General features: G+C 53.6%; 19 protein-coding genes. 10 read left to right on the forward strand and 9 right to left on the reverse strand.

Annotated elements, in window-relative coordinates:
* Positions 1-10: 10 nt before the first annotated feature.
* The 4 genes from ET464_RS00330 to ET464_RS00345 are packed head-to-tail and all read right to left on the reverse strand — an operon-like array spanning position 11 to position 5,699.
* On the reverse strand, positions 11-1,225 hold the full coding sequence (locus ET464_RS00330; RefSeq protein ID WP_129437229.1) for an ABC transporter substrate-binding protein: 1,215 nt from the start codon (positions 1,223-1,225) through the stop codon (positions 11-13).
* Between the two features lie 55 nt (positions 1,226-1,280).
* The gene (locus ET464_RS00335; RefSeq protein ID WP_165279856.1) at positions 1,281-2,261 is read right to left on the reverse strand and encodes a substrate-binding domain-containing protein; all 981 of its coding nucleotides are present in this window, start codon (positions 2,259-2,261) and stop codon (positions 1,281-1,283) included.
* Between the two features lie 19 nt (positions 2,262-2,280).
* Complete coding sequence (locus ET464_RS00340; RefSeq protein WP_129437233.1) at positions 2,281-4,077, reverse strand: cache domain-containing sensor histidine kinase; 1,797 nt, start codon at positions 4,075-4,077, stop codon at positions 2,281-2,283.
* Positions 4,074-5,699: a response regulator gene (locus ET464_RS00345; RefSeq protein WP_129437235.1), complete on the reverse strand. Its 1,626-nt coding sequence runs from the start codon at positions 5,697-5,699 to the stop codon at positions 4,074-4,076. The genes ET464_RS00340 and ET464_RS00345 overlap by 4 nt, the downstream gene beginning before the upstream one ends.
* Before the next feature lie 162 nt (positions 5,700-5,861).
* Here ET464_RS00345 and ET464_RS00350 point away from each other — a divergent pair, with 162 nt between their 5' ends.
* From ET464_RS00350 to ET464_RS00365, 4 genes are all read left to right on the forward strand, one after another.
* Positions 5,862-6,566, forward strand: coding sequence for an S-layer homology domain-containing protein (locus tag ET464_RS00350; protein WP_129437237.1), 705 nt, complete (start codon positions 5,862-5,864; stop codon positions 6,564-6,566).
* Between the two features lie 182 nt (positions 6,567-6,748).
* Complete coding sequence (locus ET464_RS00355) at positions 6,749-7,291, forward strand: CYTH domain-containing protein (RefSeq protein WP_129437239.1); 543 nt, start codon at positions 6,749-6,751, stop codon at positions 7,289-7,291.
* Between the two features lie 2 nt (positions 7,292-7,293).
* The gene (locus tag ET464_RS00360; protein ID WP_129437241.1) at positions 7,294-8,475 is read left to right on the forward strand and encodes a MalY/PatB family protein; all 1,182 of its coding nucleotides are present in this window, start codon (positions 7,294-7,296) and stop codon (positions 8,473-8,475) included.
* A 359-nt stretch (positions 8,476-8,834) separates the two neighbouring features.
* Positions 8,835-9,386: an HNH endonuclease gene (locus tag ET464_RS00365; protein ID WP_244226604.1), complete on the forward strand. Its 552-nt coding sequence runs from the start codon at positions 8,835-8,837 to the stop codon at positions 9,384-9,386.
* A 73-nt stretch (positions 9,387-9,459) separates the two neighbouring features.
* Here ET464_RS00365 and yhbH read toward each other — a convergent pair whose 3' ends face one another.
* Positions 9,460-10,611, reverse strand: a complete 1,152-nt coding sequence (gene yhbH / locus ET464_RS00370; protein WP_129437243.1) for a sporulation protein YhbH — start codon at positions 10,609-10,611, stop codon at positions 9,460-9,462.
* 368 nt (positions 10,612-10,979) lie between these two features.
* Between yhbH and ET464_RS00375 the strand changes: the two genes are divergently transcribed.
* The 4 genes from ET464_RS00375 to ET464_RS00390 all read left to right on the forward strand — a co-directional run bounded on the left by ET464_RS00375 (position 10,980) and on the right by ET464_RS00390 (position 17,625).
* Complete coding sequence (locus tag ET464_RS00375; protein ID WP_129437245.1) at positions 10,980-12,146, forward strand: exonuclease SbcCD subunit D; 1,167 nt, start codon at positions 10,980-10,982, stop codon at positions 12,144-12,146.
* On the forward strand, positions 12,143-15,235 hold the full coding sequence (locus ET464_RS00380; RefSeq protein ID WP_129437247.1) for an AAA family ATPase: 3,093 nt from the start codon (positions 12,143-12,145) through the stop codon (positions 15,233-15,235). Before ET464_RS00375 ends, ET464_RS00380 begins: the two co-directional genes overlap by 4 nt.
* 25 nt (positions 15,236-15,260) lie before the next feature.
* Complete coding sequence (locus ET464_RS00385; protein WP_425271735.1) at positions 15,261-15,653, forward strand: DUF423 domain-containing protein; 393 nt, start codon at positions 15,261-15,263, stop codon at positions 15,651-15,653.
* Between the two features lie 88 nt (positions 15,654-15,741).
* On the forward strand, positions 15,742-17,625 hold the full coding sequence (locus ET464_RS00390; protein ID WP_244226605.1) for a putative bifunctional diguanylate cyclase/phosphodiesterase: 1,884 nt from the start codon (positions 15,742-15,744) through the stop codon (positions 17,623-17,625).
* 49 nt (positions 17,626-17,674) lie between these two features.
* On the opposite strand, the gene ET464_RS00395 is transcribed toward ET464_RS00390, so the two are convergent.
* Positions 17,675-17,860 (reverse strand): hypothetical protein, encoded by a 186-nt coding sequence (locus ET464_RS00395; RefSeq protein WP_129437249.1) that lies wholly within the window; start codon positions 17,858-17,860, stop codon positions 17,675-17,677.
* A gap of 98 nt (positions 17,861-17,958) precedes the next feature.
* Positions 17,959-18,114 (reverse strand): hypothetical protein, encoded by a 156-nt coding sequence (locus ET464_RS19660; RefSeq protein ID WP_165279857.1) that lies wholly within the window; start codon positions 18,112-18,114, stop codon positions 17,959-17,961.
* 192 nt (positions 18,115-18,306) lie between these two features.
* On the opposite strand from ET464_RS19660, the gene ET464_RS00400 reads away from it, so the two are divergent.
* Entirely contained in the window at positions 18,307-18,612 is a 306-nt protein-coding gene (locus tag ET464_RS00400) for a YunC family protein (RefSeq protein ID WP_129437251.1), read from the forward strand.
* A 126-nt stretch (positions 18,613-18,738) separates the two neighbouring features.
* Here ET464_RS00400 and mtnA read toward each other — a convergent pair whose 3' ends face one another.
* Complete coding sequence (mtnA, locus tag ET464_RS00405; RefSeq protein WP_129437253.1) at positions 18,739-19,803, reverse strand: S-methyl-5-thioribose-1-phosphate isomerase; 1,065 nt, start codon at positions 19,801-19,803, stop codon at positions 18,739-18,741.
* Between the two features lie 17 nt (positions 19,804-19,820).
* Positions 19,821-21,038 (reverse strand): S-methyl-5-thioribose kinase, encoded by a 1,218-nt coding sequence (gene mtnK, locus ET464_RS00410; RefSeq protein WP_129437255.1) that lies wholly within the window; start codon positions 21,036-21,038, stop codon positions 19,821-19,823.
* 236 nt (positions 21,039-21,274) lie between these two features.
* Here mtnK and ET464_RS00415 point away from each other — a divergent pair, with 236 nt between their 5' ends.
* Entirely contained in the window at positions 21,275-21,880 is a 606-nt protein-coding gene (locus tag ET464_RS00415; RefSeq protein WP_244226606.1) for a DUF1802 family protein, read from the forward strand.
* Positions 21,881-21,884 lie beyond the last annotated feature (4 nt).

Raw genomic sequence — 21,884 nt, forward strand, 5'->3', positions numbered from 1 at the left:
TTTTGAGGGCTTAAGCCGTCATACAAGACGGCGTCCCAAGCTTGCGCGCCCGGTCGAGCACGGCCTGCCATTCCGGCTGCTGCACGGGATAAAAGCTTGCTTTCATTAAAGCGTCCAAATTGGAAGCCATCACCTCGTCAGCTGCGGACATCTGATCGCCAACGGTACGTGTCACCGGCAAAAATCCTTCGCGCAGTACCATTTCTTCATAGTTGGCATCGTTGTACAGAAAGTCCAAAAATTTGCCGAGCGCTTCTTTATCCGTGTGGTTTGTTTTAAATGACACTAGCACATCATGTACGCCAAACGAAATCGGCGGCTGCCCGTCTTTGACCGGAATCGGCCCCATCCCCCATTTCAGCCCGGGAAACTCGCGCGGCACAACGGATGTAAAATAATTGCCGGAAATCATCATGCCAAGCTTGCCGTCGCCAAGCACCCGCTGTTTTTCATCCCGTGTAGTTACCGTCGGTTCGGGATCGGTTAACCCTTCATCAAACAGCTTTTTAAAAAAAGCCAGCCCCTCGACATTTTCAGGGGAGTTGATCGTCCACTTCCCGTTGTTCATCCAGCCCCCGCCGGAGCCTAGAAATACATATGACAAATAAGCTTGGGTTTCGTTGTCGGTCAAATCCAGGCCAAATCCGTAAGCTTTTCCCTTCGCTGTAATCGCGGCAGCGTCCGCCTCCAGCTCTGACCAGGTGGCGGGAGATTTCGTTATGCCGGCATCCGCAAACAAATCTTTGTTGTAATAAAGCTTGCGTGTCGTCGCTACATACGGAATAGCATATTGAATGCCGTTGTACCGGTCAATTTCCGCCATATTCGGATAAAACTTCGCTTTCAGCTCGGGAGACAGGATGGCGTCCATGTCGTTCAGCAGGCCGTCTTTGGCAAAATGCGCGTACACATTCGTGTTCAGCAGGTCAGGGGGGTCGCCGCTGCTGATCATCATCGTATAGATGCCGTCGAGAATATCCCAGTTGACGACCTGCAGCTCTACGTCGATATCCGGATTCAGGAACATAAATTGGCTGACCAGCTTTTCTAACACCGGCTTTGTTTCCGTGCTGTATTCGGAGGCGACAAAGCGGATCAATGATTTTTTGCCGGAAGGGGAAGCGGGCTGACTGCTCTGTTCTTCGCCGGTTGAGCATGCGCCAAGCAGACAGCTGAATACAGCGGCCGCCAAGCAGGCTGCAAAGGCTGTTCGTACGATTCTCAAGGACTCACCTCATTCGTGTTGGAACGTAATCGGAAATATGCGGATTCAGGATTCATCAGTTGCCGGTAAGCGGGAAGAGCAGCTTCTGGTTTTCGGGGTTATACATATTGTCTCTCGTTACAACCTGAGGATCGATCAGCGTTATGCCGGCCCGTTCGCCGTCGATCATTTTTACCGCTGTTTTAACAGCCAGATAACCCATATTAAACGGTTTCTCCACAATAAGGGCATCCATCGTTCCTTCTTCCATCAGCTGTATTTGATAGATGGAGCTGTCGAATCCGATAAGCCGGGTGCTTTCCGTCTTGCCCAGCTCCTTCAACGCCTTGGCCGCTCCAAGCGCGGTTGTTTCGTTTAGCGTAATAACGGTATTGACGTTTGTATTTTTGCCCATCAGAATTTTGACCGCTTCATACGCGCCGTCTTCCGTACCGCCGGCGTAATAGGTGTCGTAATAGCTGTCCGGATAATCGGCAATAGCGGACAAAATGCCTTTTTCCCGGGCTGCCGAGACGGGAGAAGCCGGCGTATCGCTAATGATGCTGACGACCGGCCGGCCGCCGTTTTCATTTGCCGCTTCGGCTCCTGCCTTCATGCCGGCTTCCACATGGTTGTTGGATACGAGAACTGGCTGATAGTGATCCAGCTCGACGGGTGAATCCATCGCCACGAGCTTGATGCCGGCTTGATGCGCTTTATCCAAGGCCGGAAGCAGTTTCCGGTCGTTGGAGGGGGCGATGACAATCGCCTGCGGTTTTTGCTTAACCGCTTCCTCCAGCAGCTGGATTTGGGAGCCGGTATTTTGTTCCTGCAGCGGGCCGACGATACTGACGTTGGCGCCGGTTTCCTTGGCTGCCGCTTCCGCGCCGGCGCGTACGGTCTGCCAGAAGCTGGAGTTCATATCGTTTGATTTTAAAATGACGGTAATGGTCCTTACCCGTTCCGATGCTTGAAACAGCTTGAACGAAAATGCCGCATAAATCGAAACCGCAACAAGCAGCAAAGCGGCGGCTATAAGAAGGCGTTGCATGCGCATTAATGAAGCAGCTCCTTTGCTACTCAAGTTTCGGGATCGTAATCGTAATGATAGTGCCGCGCTCGAGTTCGCTCCGAATTTGAACGCCGTAGGCATCACCGAAATACAGCTTGATCCGTTCATTTACATTGGCGATGCCGATGCCGCCGCGTTTGGCGGAAGGATGCTCGGAAGGATGCGGCGGGTTCCAGATCTGTTTCAATTGGGTTTCGGTCATGCCAAAGCCGTTGTCTTCGACTTCGAACCGGATAGCGCCGTCCTTTTCCTCGCCGCGGATAATAATAAGGCCGGATTCGCCAATGTTTCGGATTCCGTGGTAAATCGCGTTTTCAACAAAAGGCTGCAGCAATATTTTTAACGTTTTGTAGGCGGAGATGTGCTCCGCAATTTCAATCCGGTAATCGAGCTGCTCTTCATAGCGCATTTTCTGGATGAGCAAATAATTGGTAATATGCTCGATCTCCACCTGAATCGGAACAAGCTCCTGATCTTTCGCGATGCTTGCCCGGAACAGCTTGGCCAAGGCTGAGGTCATGAGCACGACTTCTTCATGCTGCTTCTGCTCCGCCATCCAGACGATGGAATCCAGCGTATTGTACAAAAAATGCGGATTGATTTGCGATTGCAGCAGCTGCAGCTCGCTTTTCCGCTTATGCTCCTGCGTTACGATTATTTCCTGCATCAAGTTGCGGATTTGGCCAACCATCAAATTAAATGTGCGGCCAAGCTGGCCGATTTCGTTCATAGCGCCGATCTCGGTCTGAATATTGAAGTTTCCCTTCTCAACGAGCTTCATATCGCGGCGCAAGTTTTTGATGGGACGCGAGAGCTGGTGAGACAGCAAAATCGACAGGAGCAATGTCAGCGTAATGCCGAAGAGAGCGTACCAAATAATCGACTTGCGGATCGCTTCCTTGTTGACGATCAGCTCGTCCGTATACGCGACGCCAACGATTTTCCAGCCGAAATTCGTATCCTGCACGGAGTAGATCCGTTTGCCTTCATTGTCGCTGGTCATAAACGAGCTTCCGCTTTTGGCGGCCAGCACCTTCGCGATCTGCTCGTTGCGGAGATTGCTGTATATGAGCTGCTGCTGCGGGTGGTACACGATATTGCCCTGCTTGTCCACGATAAAGACGTAGCCTTTATCGCCGAGGTGGATGTTGCTGCAAATATCGTTTATGACGTTCAGCTTCAGATCAACAAGCAAAATGCCTTCGCCCTGAATGCCATCCGTGCTTTTCAGCTCGCGGCTGAGCGAGACGACCCAGCGGTATTCGTTCTGGAAAATATTTTGGACATGCGGCGATGTAATAACAGAGCGTCCGCCCTGGCTCATTGCGTTAATATACCAGTCCTGCTTGTACAGCTTCGTATACGGATTCAAGCTGGTAATCCTCCGGTCAGATACAAACCGGCCGTTATAATAGCTGAATACCATAATATCCGCGATGTCCTTGCGGGACTGGATGATAGTCTGGAACAAATCTGAAATTTTTTTCTCGTAGGAGCGCCGTTCCTCATCGCCGATAAACGTATTGGAGGATATGTAATATTTTACGTCCTTGTTGCCCATGGCAAGCTGCGAAATGTTTTCCATGTTATCAATATAGGACTGGATGTTGTAATTGACCTGATTGATTACTTCGCCGACGTATTTTTGCGAATTCCGCTCTACGGAGTCTACCGTGAGCCGGTAGCTCACAAGCGTGGTAACGGCAATGATGATAAGAATAAGGCAGGAAAAAGCAAATGAGATGCTGGACTGGATGCTTTTGAGCGGAAACAGCGGTTCAAACCGGCGGCCGGGCATCATGGCTTTAACTCCTGCGCGCAGCTGTCCCGGAACTCGCGCGGCGTTACGCCGGCATGTTTTTTGAACAAAATGCTGAAGTAATTCGGATCGGCATAGCCTACCTTTCCGGCGATTTCATACAGTTTAAGCGAGCTGTGCTGCAGCAGCTCTTTAGCTTTTACAATCCGCGTGCGGGTTAAATATTCAATAAACGTTACGCCGGTTTGTTTTTTGAAGACCAGGCTGAAATAGCTGGTGCTCATATGCACGTAACGGCAAATGTCCTGCAGCGACAGCTTTTCAAGGGTATAATGCTCTTCAATATATTGCACGGCGCGGGCAATTTGCATCGTGATGTAATGGTTCCGGTTGTCGGCGATCAGCTGAATGACGGAGCCGGCGGTTTCTTTCATCCAGCTTTCAATCTCGTCCAGCGTATGGAGCTGGTACACCTTCATCATAAGACCCGCCTGGTCCAATGAAATCTCCTTATCAGCGGTTCCAAGCTCCTGTATGGCTCCCAGCAGCGCCAGAACGACTTTTTGCGTATAGAGGAAACAAGCCTCGATCGGCAGCATGGCCGATTTGAGACCGGCGACAAGCTGCTCGATCAGCGCATGAACGTCCTGGAGCGACCCGGCTTTGACAGCGGCGGCAAGCTTGCGGTCGTCGTCCCAGTCGATCGGCAGGGTGGTTCTTTTTTTGCCTTCGATATCGCGGATGCTGATAATGCGGTTTTTGCCGAACATAAACCGGTAATCCAGCGCGGCAAGCGCGCTTTTGTAAGAGGAGGGCAAATATTCGGAGGACAGGCATACTTGCCCGATGCCGGCCGTAACCGTAAATTTCAAATACCGTTCAATCCGGTGGCGGATATCTTCGGCGATGCGGAACGCTTCCTCGTAAAGGGCGTGTTCTTCACATGGTCCGGACAAAATTAGCACCATTTTTTCCTCGCGGGAGCGGAACAGCAAGGCAGCTGTATGTTTGACGCTTTCTTCGGCCAGATCAATCGCGGCTAACCGGAGCATTTCTTCATCCAGCTCGCTGCGGGCCCATTCATCGTGGTTAAAATCGTCAATGTCTATGGCGGTTATTAAATAAGGCGGGGAAAGCTCGGGCAGTTCAAAATAAGCGAGCCGCTCTTTCAGCTCTTCGCGGCTGAGCCCGGCGGCGGCAAGCCGTTCCAGAAACCGTTCCTTGAGAAGCGGGAAGCTTTGGCGGAGCAGCGACTGCAGCCTGCTGATGTCTTCGTGGCGGGCGGCTTCTTCATCCATTTCGGAACGGATTTTGAGGAGCAAATCTTTCATTTCGCTGGCAGTGACAGGCTTTAATATAAAATCGGATACTTTCAGCCGGATCGCCTGCTGCGCGTATTCGAATTCATCGTAGCCGGTCAGAATGACCATTTTCATATAGGGGTAATGGGCGGCGACGGAAGCGGCAAGCTCAAGGCCATCCATAATCGGCATGCTGATATCGGAAAGAATGAGATCCGGCTTCAGCTCGGCAACCGCTTCCCAAGCTTCGCGCCCGTTCGTATAATCGCCTAACAGCTCAAAGCCGCAGGCGTTCCAGTCAATCGCAGCCCGAAGGCCTCTTCTTACAACGGCTTCGTCGTCGACAATGATCGCTTTATACATACGCCAGTCATCCTCCGTTTGATAGAACGGTAATAGGAACAAAGCTGCGGGCAAGACTAAGAAAAAGAATATATCGATTATACTACAGCCCGTCTGCAACCTTCCATAATCTTCTGCCGTCTATGCAGGTGCAAGCTAATTTAAACAACGAGGTGACTCATCATGGCTTTATGGAAAACAACTTCAACCGTTTCGGCGTCGATTGTGCTTGCTGCATCTATGCTGGCTGGCAGCGCGTTTGCGGCATCCGGCTTTACGGATATTGGGCAATCGCAGGCCAAGGAACAAATTGAAGCGCTTTATGACAAAGGGATCGTGACAGGGGTGACGAGCACGGCTTTCGAACCGAAGTCAAGTATTGACGCTGCACAAGGCGTAGCGCTTATTGCAAGAACGTTTAACCTTAGTCTGGCTGCTATTGATTTTAAGGAAGCGCCTATTGCTAACCAGTTGTTCCCGAAGGTGGCGAATGACGCGTGGTATGCGGAAAGCTTCATCAACGCCCATTTCAACGGCTTGGACATACCGGAATCGGTTGATCCGGCTCAAACGATGACACGCGAGCAATTCGTCCACTATGTTGTGCAGGGCTTGGAGTCGACCGGACAATATCCGCTTATTAAAATGTACATTCCGATTACCGATGAAGATTCGATAAATGTGGAATATCAAGGCACGATTGAGCGCGCTTTGCTGTATAAAATCGTGTCGCTGGACGATAACGGCAACTTCCATCCGGAGGCGCCGGTGACCCGCGAGGAAGCGGCGGCGGTGCTGTATAATGCGCTGCAGTTTGTTGAAGCGCATGCAGATTCCGGCGCAGGAAGCGGCGATACCAGCAGCGGCAGCAGCGAAACAAACAGCTGACATTTTCTTATATAGGCAGCATAATATAACCGCGCCGGCGGCAAGAAGCCGTCCGGACGGGCCGTGTAACAGGCCCTGTCCGGACGGCTTTGTTTTTTTATCCGGTTTCGCGCGGGCAGGGCGGGACGAAGCATGGCCTTATTGGTATAATGGGAGCAGGCAACTGACAGGAGGCTTGCGGCATGAATCACTCAAATGTGGAAATTGAACGAAAATATTTACTCGGGCGTTACCCGGAAGCGGAGCTTGCATCCGGCGGGCTGCGTCTCGTTGAACGAAAGCATATTTATCAAACCTATCTGGCGTTTAGCGGCGATCAGGAAATCCGGATCCGCAAGCTTGTGGTCGAAGCGGGCGAAGCCCAAGGAACGGAACAATATACGCATACGTTTAAGCGCGGCACCGGCTTATCCCGGGAAGAAATCGAATACCCGATTTCACGGCAAGTGTATGAGCAGCTCCTGGGTCTCGGGGAGCTTGTTCCGCTTCAGAAGACGCGGACAACCGTCGAGGACCGGAACGGCCGCCTGTTCGATATGGATGACTACGCGGGACTTCAGCTGCTGACCGTAGAAGCGGAATTTGCTTCCGAGCAGGAAGCATTGTCGTTCCAGCCGCCGGAATGGTTCGGGCGGGAGCTGGGCAATGAAGAGGAATTCCGCAACAAGAAGCTGTGGCTTGATTTGCAAACAAGCGGTATCGTGGGCCGGGAAAGGAAGGAATAAGGATGAAATATGATTTTGACCGGATCATTGACCGTACCGGAACGAGGGCTGTGAAATGGGACAGCCAGTTTCTGGACAAGGTGATGGATGCAAAAGATGCGCTGCCGCTATGGGTGGCGGACACGGACTTCCCGGCTCCGGAAGTTGTTGTCGAAGCGCTCCGCAGCCGGGTGGAGCATCGGATCTTTGGTTATCCTTATGCGGATGACGCTTATTACGACTCGGTTATTTACTGGATGGATAAACGGCACGGCTGGCCGGTCCGGAAGGAATGGATATCTATAATGCCGGGTATAGTGCCGGCGTTAAGTTTTATTGTCCGCGCCTTTACGGAGCCGGGAGAAGGCGTCATCATTCAGGAGCCGGTATACGCGCCTTTCCGGCAGACGATTGAAGGCCACGGCCGGCAGCTGCTGAACAACAAGCTCGTAGAAACGGACAGCGGTTATTGCATCGATTACGAAGATTTGGAGAGCAAGGCTGCCATGCCGGCTGCCAAGCTGCTTATTTTATGCAATCCGCATAACCCGGTGGGGCGCGTATGGTCGGAGGAAGAACTCCGGAAAGTCGGGGACATCTGCTTAAAGCACGGCGTTCTTGTCGTTTCGGATGAAATTCATCACGATTTGATATTGTTTGGCAATAAGCATACATGTTACGCCAAGCTTGGCGAGCAGTACGCGGCTCAGTCGATTGTTTGCACCGCACCAAGCAAAACGTTTAATATTGCCGGCTTGTCCACATCCAACATCATTACGCCGAATCCGGCCCTCAAGAAACGGCTGGATAAAGAAATGAACTTATTTCATGTAGGCGGCGCCAACCTGCTTGGCCTTACAGCTGCGGCGGCAGCTTATTCCCCGGAGGGCGAGGAGTGGCTGGAGCAGCTGCTGGCTTATTTGGAAGGCAACGCTGTTTTTGTGAAAAATTTTTTGGCGGAGAAGCTGCCGAAAGTCCGTTACCGGCTGCCGGAAGGCACTTATTTGGCATGGCTTGATTTCCGGGGCATCATGGGAAGCAGCAAACAGCTCGAGCGTACGATAAAAAAAGAAGCAAAAGTATTGCTGAATCCGGGGTTTGGTTTCGGTGAAGGCGGGGACGGGTTTATGCGGCTGAATTTCGGCTGTCCGAGAGCGGTGCTGGAAGAAGCGCTGGAGCGCATCAGCCGGCCTTTTCAAGTATAAATAACCATTTAAGCGTCTATTCCGCTTTGTGCCGATGTTGTCCAGCTATTGTAATGATACAATAGAAGAAAAAAACCAGAGGTGAATCTAACCGGCGGGTTAAACGCCTGTCCGGAGCGTGCCATGGCAACTACAGAACATCCCCCCTTAAAAGGTGCGTGCAATGCCGTGAGCTTAAACCTTTGTCTGATTTTTTAAGGAGAACAGGGAGGCGTTCCGGGCCTTTATCCAGGCGCGGCACTTGCAAAAGCTGCCGCAAACGCCAAGCGCAAGGCAAAGCAGGCCATTCAGTTACTCCGCAGCAGGAAGCTGCGGGACCGTCTTATCCGGCCACTGAACCGTTAGCAGGCAAGTCGGCAGTGGATCAAACGAAAAGCATTAGGGATATTCAGCTATTGGATCCCAACGATATGAGGCAGGCAGCAGCCCCGTTAAAGAGAGCCGCCGGGTCCGCCGGCGCAAGAAGCGGAAGATCGAGAGGATTGACGAGCCGCGGGGCCAACAAATCCAGAGCGCTTCATCCGGTGTCCCATTCGCCGGCGGATACCAGCTTTTTGAAGGAAACCCGCCAAGGGACCATCTGGATGAGAGGGAAAACGGACAAGGGCAGGCGCTGGTACCAGGAGATCGACAAGGCGCTGGCCATTACGCTGGTGAAGGAAAAAGCGGCGGTTGTCGTCAACCGCCATACGATTAAACGGCTGTTCAGCAATAAAGACTTCCGCAAATATATTTTAACCCGCGACAACTATACGTGTTATTTTTGCGGAGGATACGGCGATACGATTGACCATTTGCTGCCAAAGGCGAAAGGTGGGCACACCACGCCCCTCAACTGCGTCTGTGCCTGCAGCTTATGCAACCAGTCCAAAGCCGACAAAGATCTGGAAACGTTTATGCGTGGCGGCTGACCGCTTCACGCATGGCTGTAAACAAGCTGATCGAAGCGTAGCTCTATCGCTTCGATCAGCTTTTTTTGGCGGGTTACGCTCCGGCAGCCGGCTTGGAGAAAAAGGTTTTTAACGCTTTGTACACTTCGCCTTTATCGCGGATGATGGAATACATAAAACGTTTGTTGCTAATATTTTTGTAAGCGGACATCAGCGTGCTGCTCCGGTTGTACTGGTTCACCTCGCCGTAGCCAAACAGATTGGACCTCTCCAGCAACTTGTCGATCAGCTTTACACAGCGTTCGTTGTCGCTTGTCAAATTGTCGCCGTCGGAGAAGTGGAACGGGTAGATGTTCCAATTCGCAGTCGGGTACCGGCTTTCTATGATTTCCAGCGCCTTCAAATAAGCCGAGGAGCAGATCGTGCCTCCGCTTTCGCCCCGGTTGAAAAATTCCTCTTCCGTTACTTCTTTGGCTTCCGTATGATGAGCGATGAACACAATTTCAACATGCTCGTATTTCCTTCTCAAAAACCGCGTCATCCAGAAGAAAAAGCTGCGTGCGCAATATTTTTCGAATGAGCCCATGCTTCCGCTCGTGTCCATTAGCGCAAGAACAACGGCATTGGACTGCGGCTTAATGACCTCGTTCCATGTCTTGAATCTCAAATCGTCCGGCGAAATGCCGCCGATGCCTGCTTTGCCTGCGTTGGCATTGCGTTTCAAGTTTTCGATCAGCGTCCGTTTTTTGTCCACGTTGGACATAATGCCTTTTTTGCGCACATCGTGAAAAACTACTTCGGTTGTTTCCAGCTGATCGCGCTGCTTCTGCTCCAGATGCGGCAGCTCCAGCTCGTCGAACAGCATATCCTCCAACTGGTCGATGCTGATTTCCGCTTCCATATAATCCTCGCCGGGCTGATCGCCCGCCCCTTGCCCTTTGCCGGGGCCTTTGGCCGCCTGCGGATCGACTCCCAGCACATCGCCTACCTGCGAGTCGCCGTCGCCTTGTCCGACATGCTGCTTTTTGTTGTAGTTGTACACAAAGTGGGTTTCGTCGATGCTTTTAATCGGGATTTTGACCGTTTGCTTGCCGTCCGACAAAATAATGCTTTCATCCGTTACAATGTCGGGCAAGTTCTGCTTGATGGCCTCGCGTACCTTATCCAGGTGCCGCGCTTGATCCTCATACCCTTTGCGGTGGAGGGACCAGTCTTCGCGCGACACGATAAACAACGGTTCAGTCATAGTTATCCGCCTCGCCTTCAAATGGTGTAGCCGCCGTGAACTGGACGATCATAGCTTTCCGGTGCATGTTGCCTAAGACAAACACAGGGGGTCATGAAGTGCATGTCGTTCGCCTTTGTTGAACGGTAAAATCAGCTTGTTAAACAATATATTCAATACTGTGGCGGTTATGTGAAGCAAAAGCGGCCTAAATCTAGCAATCTAGCGCCCTGCCCGCCCTTTGCGATCTAGTGCGGCCTGCTGCGCGCCGCCAAACGACAGGCTGCTTCTGTAAATAAAGGCAATTTGATGACCGGTGTAGCGCTCCATTGCCACATTCGTTATGATGAATACAGGAGAAGAATTGCCGGAAAAAAGGGGCTGTTGTCATGAAGTTTATCCATACGGCTGACTGGCACTTAGGCAAGCTGGTGCAAGGCGTATATATGACCGAAGATCAGCAGCATGTGCTGCTGCAATTAATAGAAGCGATAGAGAAGGAGAAGCCGGACGCCGTCATTATTGCCGGCGATTTATATGACCGGGCGGTGCCGCCGACAGAAGCGGTGGAACTGCTGGACCGGTTGCTGGAGCGGATCGTCATGGAGTTGGATACGCCGGTGCTGGCGATTTCCGGCAATCATGACAGTCCCGACCGGCTTGATTTCGGGACGGGGCTGATGGAAAGCCGCGGCTTGTATTTGGCCGGGAAGCTGCAAGCGGCCTTAAAGCCGGTTGTCCTGCATGACCAATACGGCGAAGTTCATTTTCATCTGGTGCCGTATGCCGACCCGGCTCAAGTTCGGACGGCCTTTGGCGATGAGACGATCCGTTCGCATGACGATGCAATGAGAGCCGTAATAGAGCGGATTCAGGAGCGGATGGACGGACAAGCCCGCCATGTGCTGATCGGGCATGCCTTCGTCACGCCGGGCGGAGCGGCGGAGCCGAATACAAGCGATTCCGAGCGGCCGCTGGCTATTGGCGGAGCGGAGCATGTCAACGCCGATTATTTCAGCCCGTTTCATTATACGGCGCTTGGCCATTTGCACCAGGCGCATTTTGTAGGCTCGGAACGTATCCGGTATGCCGGGTCTCCGCTTAAATATTCGATTTCAGAGGAACATCACAAAAAAGGTTATTACGTGGTCGAAATGGATGCAAACGGAGATGTGCAGATCGACAAACGCGAGCTGAAGCCGCTGCGCGATATGCGGCGGGTGCAGGGCATGATGGAAGAAATCGAACAGCATGAGCCAAGCGATGACTATGTATTTGTAACGCTGCTGAACGACAATCCGGTTTTATTTCCGATGGAGAAGGTACGCGCCATTTATCCGAATGCGCTTCATGTGATGCGGGCGCCGGTGCGGGCCGAATCGGAAGCTGCTGCCGCCGCTGCGGGTGATGCGCCCAGCCGCAGGGAAGCAGATCCGGCTGAGCTGTTTGGTTCTTTTTATTACGAGGTAAAGGGTATTCCGTTATCCGAAGACAAACGGAAGCTGTTTGAAGAGGTGTATGCGGAGCTGCTGCGAGAGGAGGGGGATGCGCTGTGAGACCGTTAAAGCTGACCATGACAGCATTCGGGCCGTACCGGGATACGGAGACGGTTGATTTCAGCGAGCTGGGCGGGCAGCGCCTGTTTGTCATTTCAGGCAATACCGGCGCAGGCAAAACATCCATTTTTGATGCGATCTGCTTTGCTTTGTACGGCTCGGCAAGCGGCGAGGACCGCGCAGAGCCGCGGATGCTGCGGAGCCATTTTGCCGATGACGATACCCATACGTCGGTTGATTTCGAGTTTGCGGTCGGTACGCGGTCGTTTCGTATTTTCCGCCAGCTGCCGCACCGCAAAGGGAACAACAAAAGCGAAACCGGCGGCAAAGCCGAACTGTACGAGCTGACCTCCGGGCAGGAAATTCCGGCCGTCGACCGGTTTATGATCAACGATGTCAATGCCAAGCTGGAGACTATTATCGGGCTGACGAAAGACCAATTCAGCCAAATTGTCATGCTGCCGCAAGGCGAGTTCCGGAAGCTGCTTACATCGGACACGGACAATAAGGAAGAAATATTAAGGCGGATTTTCCGCACGGAGCTGTATCAGAGGCTGGAAGGGCGCTTCCAGAAAAAAAGCCGCGATTTAAACGATTCGCTGAAGGAAGCAAAGCTGCGGGCTGATATGGTGATGCAACAAGCGCAGGACAGCTTGCCGGTACGAGAAGGCAGCGGGCTGCACCGGACGTTTGCGCAGGAGGTTTACAATGCGTCGCAGGTTGCAGAAGGGCTGGAACAGGAAGAAGCTTATTATAAAGCGGAAGCGGGCAAAGCCGAAGCGCGCAAGGCGGAGCTTGCCGAAGCGCTGAACGGGCAAGAAAAGCGGCTGCGCGAAGCGGAGACGCTTAACGCCAGATTCGCCGAACTCGCCCGCGAGAGGGCAAGGCTTGCCGAACTGGAGCGGCAAGGCGCCGATTACGACAGCGGCGAGCAGCGGCTCCGGCTGGCGGAGCGGGCAGCTCTGCTTGTGCCATATGCCGAGCAGGCGCGCCGGTCCGCAGGCGACGAGGCCGCCAAGCGTGCGGCCAGCGCGGATCGCCGCCGCCATGCGGAGCAAGCGGCGCAGCGGCTGGAGCAGGCCATGGATCGGTTCCGCGAAGAAGAGCAGCGCGAGACGGAACGTGCGGATGCGGAACGGAAGCTGCAGAAGCTTGCCGAACTTGCGCCTGCGGTTGCTTCCATCGGCGAGCTGCGCCGCGATGCGGAGCGGCTTGCCCGCGAGGAGCAGGCGCTTGCCGCGCAGCTTCGCGAAGCGGAAAGCGGGCTTGCTGCGACCCGCGAACAGCGGCAGCAAACGGTGGCGCGCGTACGTCTGATCGAAGAAGCCGTTGCGCTGCTGCCGGACAAGCGGGAGCAGATGCGGGAGCTGGAACAGCTTGGCAAGCAGGTAAGCGAGCTGCTGAAGCTGGAGCAGGCGCTGGCCGCTTACGAGGCGATGGAAGCGGAGCGGGCAGCCGGACTTGGCAAGCTGCGCGCCGAGCATGACAAGCTGGAGCTGGCGTGGATTGAAGGGCAGGCGGGTTTGCTGGCCGCCCATCTGCATGACGGCGAAGCTTGTCCCGTATGCGGCAGTATGGAGCACCCGGCCAAAGCGGCTGTATCGGAGCGGCTGCCTTCACGCGAGGAACTGCAGGAGGCGAAAGCAAAGCTGGCCCATGTGGAAAGCGAGCTGCAGGCCGCCAAATCGCAAGCGGCGGTTGCCCGTGAAACCTGGCATCGCGGAGCGGAGGAGCTGACACGGTTTGGAGTGGCGGCGGATGATCTTACCGCCCGCCAGGCGCAGCTCCGCCAGCAATATAAGCAGCTGCGCGATGAAACGGCGGTTATGCAGCAGCAGCAAGCCGAGCTGCAGCAGCTGAAGGAAGCGGCCGCCCGGCTTGAGCAGCAGCAGGACCGGCAGCAGCTGGTGAAGGACCAGCTGCAGCTGAGCTGCCAGCAGGCGGCGGTCGAGCGAAGCTCGAAGCAGCTGCTGCTGGAGAAAGAGCTGGAGCGGATTCCGGAGGCATACCGCTCGCCGGAGCGTGTGCACGCCGCGCTGGCGGAAGCGCGGCGTCATGCCGAGGCGCTTGCCGCAGCCTGGAAGCAGGCGCAGGAGCAGCGGCAGGCGGCGCAGGTGGCGGCAGCGGAAAGCGCCGCCTATGCTGCGCAAGCGGAGCAGCAGCTTGCGGAAGCGGAAACGGCCGCCCGCGAGGCGGCGGAGCGGCTGCAGGCGGAGCTGGCAGCCGCAGGTTTTGCCGATGCGGCCGCGTTCGAGGGCGCGGTTATGGAGCCGGCTGCGCGCGAAGCGCTGCGCAAACGGATCCAGGACTACCGCGCGTCCGTGAAAGCCGCCGCCGAGCGTGCGGCGGCGCTGGAGCGGGAGCTGGCCGGCCTGGAACCGGCCGATACGGGTAAGCTGCAGGCGGAGCTGGCGGAAGCGAAGCAAAGCCTGGAAGCGGCTGCCGAAGAGCTGCAGCAGGCTGTCCGTTTCGGACAGGAGGCCGCCCGCCTTTGCGGCGCTTTGCAGGGTGCGCAGAAGCGGGTGAAGGAGCTGGAGGGCCAGCTGGAGCAGGTGCTGGACCTGTTCCAAATGCTGAAGGGCGATAACGCCATCAAAATGTCGTTCGAAAGGTATATCCTCACCGAATATTTGGAACAAATTTTACATGCGGCCAATATCCGCCTGCGGGAGCTTTCCAACGGGCAGTTCATGCTGCTGCGCAGCGACCGTCTGGAAACAAGGGGCAAGCAAAGCGGGCTTGGTCTTGATGTATACGACGCGTATACCGGCCAAAACCGGGACGTCAAATCGTTGTCCGGCGGCGAAAAATTCGGCGCCTCGCTTAGCCTTGCGCTTGGCATGACGGATGTGATCCAAGCGGCTCAAGGCGGCGTTTCGATCGAAATGATGTTGATTGACGAAGGATTTGGCTCTTTGGACGAAGAAGCGCTGAATAAAGCGATAACCGCATTGGTGGACTTGCAGCGCAGCGGCAGAATGATTGGCGTTATTTCCCACGTGCAGGAGCTGAAGCAAGCATTCCCGGCATGCCTGGAAGTGCGCAAAACCAAAGAAGGGCACAGCCGCACTGCGTTTGTGCTGAAATAATAAAAAGACCGGAAAGGCGGATGAAATGATGTCATCCAAATATTTTGCAATCGGAGCTATCGGGGCGGCGCTTGGCGTTGCAATTGGCGCCTTTGGCGCGCACGGGCTGGACGGAAAAATTACGCAGCATTACATCGACATTTATGAAACAGGCGTCCGTTACCATATGTACCACTGCATCGGCATTATGCTGATTGCGCTGCTGGCCGGACGGATCGGGGAGTCCAAGCTGCTTCGCGCCGGCGCAAACCTGCTCATAGCGGGCGTTGTCATCTTCAGCGGCAGCCTGTACGCGCTTGCGCTCAGCTCGGTTGATGTGCTGGGCGCCATTACGCCGATCGGCGGCGTTGCTTTTATCGCCGGCTGGATTTGCGTCGCAGCTGCGGCTTGGCGCGCAAAAGGGAATCGTGCTTCATAGTTAGCAAATATTGCTATGCCGAATCATTAACATCGTTTATAATATAGCTGATATGCGCATGACTTGAGACAAGGAAGGAAGTTGGTGCGTGACGAAACGGAAGAGAAGTTCGTTTGAAAGACGAATGCCGTCCCGGACCGGCCGCGGTTTGACAAGTTATATGCTTGTTGCCGCAGCGGCAGCGGTATGGATCGTTGTTTCATTTATGTTATTTTCCGCTCCGGCACCTCGTTGGATCGTTGCGGCATTAGCGGTTCCAATGGCGGCAGCGGCTATGTTTCGCATGCAACTGCCTTCTAGGCCTATACGCTTCAGCAAATACCATACGCCTATCGTGGAGGCGCTGCTTCAATCTGAGACTTTTCCGATCGTTGTGCTGGATCATAACGGTACCGTCCTGGAAGCGAATGAAGCGGCACCTGAATTGTTTGGCTACTCTCGCGAGGAACTGCTCGGAAAGCCTTTTGAGCCGATTGTAGATACGGGAAGCAGCCAGCAATTTCAATCCGGTCTGCAGCGGGCGCTTGCCGGATCCGTCGAGCGGGAAACGGTTCTGTTCATTCAGCGGACAGGGTTTCCGCTGGAGCTTCAAGTGATCTACTCGCCGATACGGCAGGCATCGGATACGATCGGTATTTTGTTGCTGCTGCATGATTTAAGCGACCATAAGCGCAATTTGGAACGGATACGATACATGGCTTATTACGATGATATGACAGGACTCCCGAACCGCACCTTGTTTCATATGAAGCTTGCGGATGTGCTGGAGTCGGCAAGGCAGGACGGAACGGTTGCAGGCATCTGCTATTTGGATTTGGACCGCTTTAAGCTGGTGAATGCTTCGTTTGGGCGCGAATTCGGCGATATGCTGCTGCTTCATGTGGCGGAGCGCTTAACCCGCTTTACGGCTGATCATGACCGGGCAGCCCGGCTTGAAGGCGATGAATTCGCCGTTATTTTTGCCGGCATGAATTCCGAAGAAGAGCTTCAGGAGCATGCCCAGACGATATTGAAGGCGATTGAGGAGCCGTTTGAGCTGAAAGGGTTCCCGATTCAAATTACTGCGAGCATGGGGATCTCCACGAACCGGCTGCCTGAGGATGACAGCTACTCGCTGCTGAAGAAAGCGGATATTGCCTTGATCAAAGTGAAAGAAAACGGTAAAAACGACTGTCTGTTTTATTCCGAAGACTGGAGCAACTCCTCGATGGCCCGCCTTACGCTGCAGCATGAGATGTACCGGGCGATTCAGCGCAAAGAATTTGTTCTCATGTACCAGCCGCAATACGATCTTGCGACCGGTGCCATTATAGGTGCCGAGGCGCTTGTCCGCTGGAACCATCCGGAGAGAGGGATCGTTTCGCCAAGCGAATTCATTTCGTTAGCGGAAGAAAGCGGCATGATCGTGCAAATTGGAGACTGGGTGCTGGAAGAAGCTTGCCGTCAAAATAAAGAATGGCAGGACAGCGGACTTCCGCCGATTCCGATTTCTGTTAATTTATCGCTGCGCCAGTTCATGCAGCGCGATTTGGCGGCAAGAATTGCAGCGATTTTAGATCATACCGGACTTGAACCTAAATATTTGGATCTCGAAATAACCGAGTCGATGACGATGGATTTGGCGCATGTGGCCCGGTGCCTTGTCGAGCTGACGAACTTGGGCGTAGGCATTAGCGTCGATGATTTTGGAACAGGGTACAGCTCGTTTCATTATTTAAAAAATTTCCCCATCGACCGCCTCAAAATCGACCGCTCGTTTGTCCGTGATATTCAGCAGGACCCGAGTGACGCGGAGATTGTTGCTGCAATCATTGCTATGGCCCACAGCCTTGATATTCAGGTCATCGCCGAAGGCGTTGAGACCGAAGCGCAAATGGCATTTCTTAAGCATCATAACTGTGATGAGATGCAAGGCTATTACTGGAGCCCGCCCGTTTCCAGCCGCAATATTGAGCAGCTGCTAAGCGCTTAAAATGATGATGCTTATGAAAAAAACTCAGCCGGAACCCGGCTGAGTTTTTTTATTCGATGATTTCTTCAATTTCCGTCAGCGTAAACGAATACACTTGCTTTTCGTCCACATGGTAGACGGTCAGCTTATTGCTTTGCTCGTCGGCCTGAATAATCCGGCAAGGAATGTTAAGTTTGACGCCGAAACCTTTATTCACAATAAGCCGGATCAGCTGATTGCTTTTTTGCAGCTCCATCAGGTGTGTCCATCCGTTTGTCTGTGCAGGCGGATCGATTGTGACCGGCACGGCAGTCTGGACTGGAAGCTTATATTTGCGCTGGCTTATTTCTTCTCCTAAATGGACCCGCTAATAATCCGGTAATCCTCAAATCGGGCCTGGTTCAGCTTATGTATCAAACGTTCGAGCGCTGCCTTATGATCTGCATCTTCTACAAGCAACTCTACTTGAAAAAGAAACGATTGGTTGTTTTTGCTCTGGTTGGTATCCATAAGACCTCCGCGCTAGTTATTATACTTTTGAACTAGGATAAATATATCATTAAATCGTTTTCAAGAGTAGAGCGAAATCGGATACTGCAAGCAAACCAATTGGACTTATGATGCATATAATGGATGGCAATGGCTTCTTCAGATAAGAATTCTTCACTTTAAGGCGGATGGCCAAAGGAGGTGGAACCCGAAATGATGCGTATGGTTCCGGTTGCATTGGATAATGGGGCTGTCGTAGTAGGGACAGAGGTGAAATTGCCCAAAACGACGTTAGTTGTTCTATCAACGGACAAAGGCTACATTATGTGCGGCGCCTTGGACGTCGGGCTGCTGAACGAGCGGCTTAAAGACCGCGGCATAATTGCCGGGAGGGCGGTTGGCGTCCGTACTTTGGAGGAATTGCTGGAAGCCCCTTTGGAATCGGTGACGTATAGGGCGGAATCGCTTGGCATTACGGTCGGCATGAAAGGTTCAGAAGCGTTAAAGCGGATGCTGTGACCGTTTCTAACGGCTGTTGAATAAAACGCAAGCCAAAAGGCAGCCGCAGCATTGCCGGTGAAACGTACAAACGGTGCTGGTTTCGGATCTTGTACCGAAACCAGCACCGTTTGTTTGCCCGGCTGCTTATTGCTCTTCAAACAGCTTTTTCAAATTGATGTTAAAAGGCGCTTTAACAATGCCTTTTTCTGTAATAATGGCCGTTACATACTCCGCTGGAGTAATGTCAAAGGCCGGATTATACACTTTGACGCCTTGCGGAGCGGTCCGTTTGCCGAAGCCTTCCGTCACTTCCTCCGGATTGCGTTCTTCGATCGGAATTTCTGCGCCGGTTGGCGTGTTCAAATCAATCGTGGACAACGGGCAGGCCACATAAAACGGAATGCCATGCGCTTTGGCCAACACGGCTACGCTGTAGGTGCCGATCTTGTTGGCAACGTCGCCGTTGGCGGCCACGCGGTCCGTACCGACGATCACCGCATTCACCCAGCCTTTGGACATGACCATGCCTGCCATATTGTCGCAAATCAGCGTAACATCCACGCCCGCCTGATGAAGCTCGAAGGCGGTCAGGCGCGCGCCCTGCAGAACGGGGCGTGTTTCGTCCGCGAATACTTTAAGCGTAATGCCGCGCTCCTGCGCCAAATAAAACGGTGCAAGCGCGGTACCGTATTTCGCCGTCGCAAGGCCGCCCGCATTGCAATGCGTCAGCACGCCCATGCCGTCTTCAAACAGCGATAACGCGTGTTCGCCGATCTGGCGGTTTGTTTCTTCATCTTCGCTTTGGATCGTAACCGCTTCGTCCAGCAGCGCTTGTTTGGCTTCTTCCAGCGAAAGCCCGGCTTCAACGATCGCAGCCGCCTTCGCTTTCATCCGGTCCAGCGCCCAGAACAGGTTTACAGCCGTCGGGCGGGATGTCGCCAAATATTCGGCTTGCTTGCGCACTTCCGCGAGCCAGCCGTTCGTGCCTTCCTGCACTTGGCGGCTGCCAAGCACAACGCCATAAGCGGCGGCAATGCCGATTGCGGGAGCACCCCGTACCTTCAAATGCCGGATGGCTTCCCATACCTCTTCGGCAGTTGTAAGCGGCAGATACACAATTTCCTCGGGCAGCAGGCGCTGATCCAGCAGATCCAGCTTATCGCCCGCCCAAATGACCGACTGCAGCCCGGCGTATTCTTTTGTCGTCATAAATGCAATTCCTTCCTTTATTTATTTGCGGCGGCTGACAGCGCAATGTCAATCGCTTCGTCGATCGAACGGACGCTGCGGTTCGCTTTAATTAAAGCGGTGCCGATACGAAGCGCCATGCGCTGAGCTGTTTCACGAGCAGCGGCATCGGGAATGGAGTCGATGTCCGCCACATGGGACAGGCCAACAATGCGGCGCACGATTTTGCAGCCGGCGAAACCGACAGCATCCTGCAGCAGGCGGCTCATGTAAAAGGCTTTAAAAGCCGGCGTAGAGGAAGCGAGGCGGTCGACATTGTGCTCGTCCCACAGCTTCCGGAATTTGGCGTCAAATTGAGTCCATAAGCTGCGGACTGTTTCCACCAGGTAAGCGCGGAATTCGGCGCGCTTGCCGGCATCGCCGATCCAATGCTCCTGGCCGGCATAGTTCATAAACAAATTGGCGATAATGGCTCCGATATCAAAGCCCATCGGCCCATAATACGCAAATTCAGGGTCGATCACTTTGGTCGATTCCGGCGTTGCGAACACGCTGCCTGTGTGCAGGTCGCCATGCAGCAGCGCTTCCGCTTTCGTCAGAAACTTGTCGCGCAAAATCGCCACTTCCAGATGGAGCGCAGCATCCGTACGCAAAGCTTCGGCCGCATCTTCAATAGCCGCTTCATAGCTGTTGTTGGGCGATACCGTATACGGATCGTCGAAAATAAGGTCTTCCGTTATTTTGCACAAGTCCGGGTTAATGAACTTGCCCAGCTGCACTTTTTTTTGCTGCTGGTTCATGCCGAAATCCGATGTGAAAAATAACGTCTGCGCTAAAAACGTGGACAGATGCTCGGCCGCATGCGGATACACGGTCCCTTCGATCAGCCCTTTGCGCATAATGACATGGTCGCTTAAATCTTCCATAATCGTCAGCGCGAGCTCCGGATCGTAGTGGTATACAATTGGCGCAAGGCCCGGCGCCAGCTTGTTTTGCAATATAAGCGCTTCGCTTTCAATACGGGAGCGGTCCAGCGACAGCGGCCATGATTCGCCAACGACTTTGGCGTAAGGCAGCGCTTGCTTCATAATGAGGCTTTTGCCGCTTTCGGAGTCGGTAATATGAAATACGAGATTCAAATTTCCATCCCCGATTTCTTTGGAAGAAAGCTTGGCGTTTGCCGGGAAAAAGTGATCCAGCGAACGGGCGATTTCAATCGCTTCCTGTTCGGAAAGCGGATGATACGTTGTTGTCATTCAATTTCGCCTCCATTATATATGCATGGGAGGATCCGGCTCATCCGGCCGAATCCCCCGGCAATGGTTTGTTCTTTACAGGATTGCGTTCCTTGCAGGAAACGCCGCGCCGCAGCGCAAATGCCGCGTCCTTGCGGGCTGTGCCCGATTTTAATTCATCGTTAAGTATAAAGGATATTATTTCGCCTTGGAATACCCACCTTTGATATAATACAGCTTAAAGAAGCCAATACGAAATGGAGAGCGAAAAAATGGGAATAACGATACATAGAGACCCCATTGTGCTGAAGGAATGGGCCGTCATTATAAAAGCGCTGCTGGAGGGCAAGCAGATTGTCGTTATGCGCAAAGGAGGAATCCGCGAAGAAGCAAAAGATTTTCAGCTGGTTAGCGATTCGTTTTATTTGTTCCCGACCTATGAGCATCAGAAGGAAGAATTGCTGAAGGAACAATACCGGGGAGAACTGGCGGAGACGCTGACCGAATGGCCGCTGCCGGAAGGCGTTCCGCTCCGCGCTTATGCAGCTGTGGAGGAGGATATCGAAATTACCGACCCGGAAACGCTGAAAAAGCTGGAGCCGTTTCATATATGGACGGAACGGTTTGCCGAGGAGCGCCTGCGCTGGAAAAAAACAAAGCCGCTTCATTTACTGCTGCTTCGTGTCTACCGGCTTGACGAGCCGAAGAACATGCCGCTGCGGGACAGCTACAACGGCTGCAAATCGTGGGTCAGGCTGGAGGATGAAGCACCTTCGGGCGGCATGACGCCGGTGCTTTCGGCCGAGCAGTTTCAGGCGGAGGCAAGCCGGATTCGGGAGGCTTTGCAGCGTATACAGTCTTGAGAGG

The sequence above is a fragment of the Paenibacillus protaetiae genome (assembly GCF_004135365.1).
GTDB lineage: Bacteria > Bacillota > Bacilli > Paenibacillales > Paenibacillaceae > Paenibacillus_AP > Paenibacillus_AP protaetiae.

What these genes read in the sequence shown, in the direction of transcription:
- ET464_RS00355 (WP_129437239.1), top strand. Translation starts at nt 6,749, where the DNA reads ATGAATCACTCAAATGTGGAAATTGAACGAAAATATTTACTCGGGCGT.
- ET464_RS00375 (WP_129437245.1), top strand. Translation starts at nt 10,980, where the DNA reads ATGAAGTTTATCCATACGGCTGACTGGCACTTAGGCAAGCTGGTGCAA.
- ET464_RS00335 (WP_165279856.1), bottom strand. Translation starts at nt 2,261, where the DNA reads ATGCGCATGCAACGCCTTCTTATAGCCGCCGCTTTGCTGCTTGTTGCG.
- yhbH (WP_129437243.1), bottom strand. Translation starts at nt 10,611, where the DNA reads ATGACTGAACCGTTGTTTATCGTGTCGCGCGAAGACTGGTCCCTCCAC.
- ET464_RS00345 (WP_129437235.1), bottom strand. Translation starts at nt 5,699, where the DNA reads ATGTATAAAGCGATCATTGTCGACGACGAAGCCGTTGTAAGAAGAGGC.
- ET464_RS00360 (WP_129437241.1), top strand. Translation starts at nt 7,294, where the DNA reads ATGAAATATGATTTTGACCGGATCATTGACCGTACCGGAACGAGGGCT.
- ET464_RS00385 (WP_425271735.1), top strand. Translation starts at nt 15,261, where the DNA reads ATGATGTCATCCAAATATTTTGCAATCGGAGCTATCGGGGCGGCGCTT.
- ET464_RS00395 (WP_129437249.1), bottom strand. Translation starts at nt 17,860, where the DNA reads ATGGAGCTGCAAAAAAGCAATCAGCTGATCCGGCTTATTGTGAATAAA.
- ET464_RS00350 (WP_129437237.1), top strand. Translation starts at nt 5,862, where the DNA reads ATGGCTTTATGGAAAACAACTTCAACCGTTTCGGCGTCGATTGTGCTT.
- mtnK (WP_129437255.1), bottom strand. Translation starts at nt 21,038, where the DNA reads ATGACAACAACGTATCATCCGCTTTCCGAACAGGAAGCGATTGAAATC.
- ET464_RS00340 (WP_129437233.1), bottom strand. Translation starts at nt 4,077, where the DNA reads ATGATGCCCGGCCGCCGGTTTGAACCGCTGTTTCCGCTCAAAAGCATC.
- ET464_RS00400 (WP_129437251.1), top strand. Translation starts at nt 18,307, where the DNA reads ATGATGCGTATGGTTCCGGTTGCATTGGATAATGGGGCTGTCGTAGTA.
- ET464_RS19660 (WP_165279857.1), bottom strand. Translation starts at nt 18,114, where the DNA reads ATGGATACCAACCAGAGCAAAAACAACCAATCGTTTCTTTTTCAAGTA.
- ET464_RS00415 (WP_244226606.1), top strand. Translation starts at nt 21,275, where the DNA reads ATGGAGAGCGAAAAAATGGGAATAACGATACATAGAGACCCCATTGTG.
- mtnA (WP_129437253.1), bottom strand. Translation starts at nt 19,803, where the DNA reads ATGACGACAAAAGAATACGCCGGGCTGCAGTCGGTCATTTGGGCGGGC.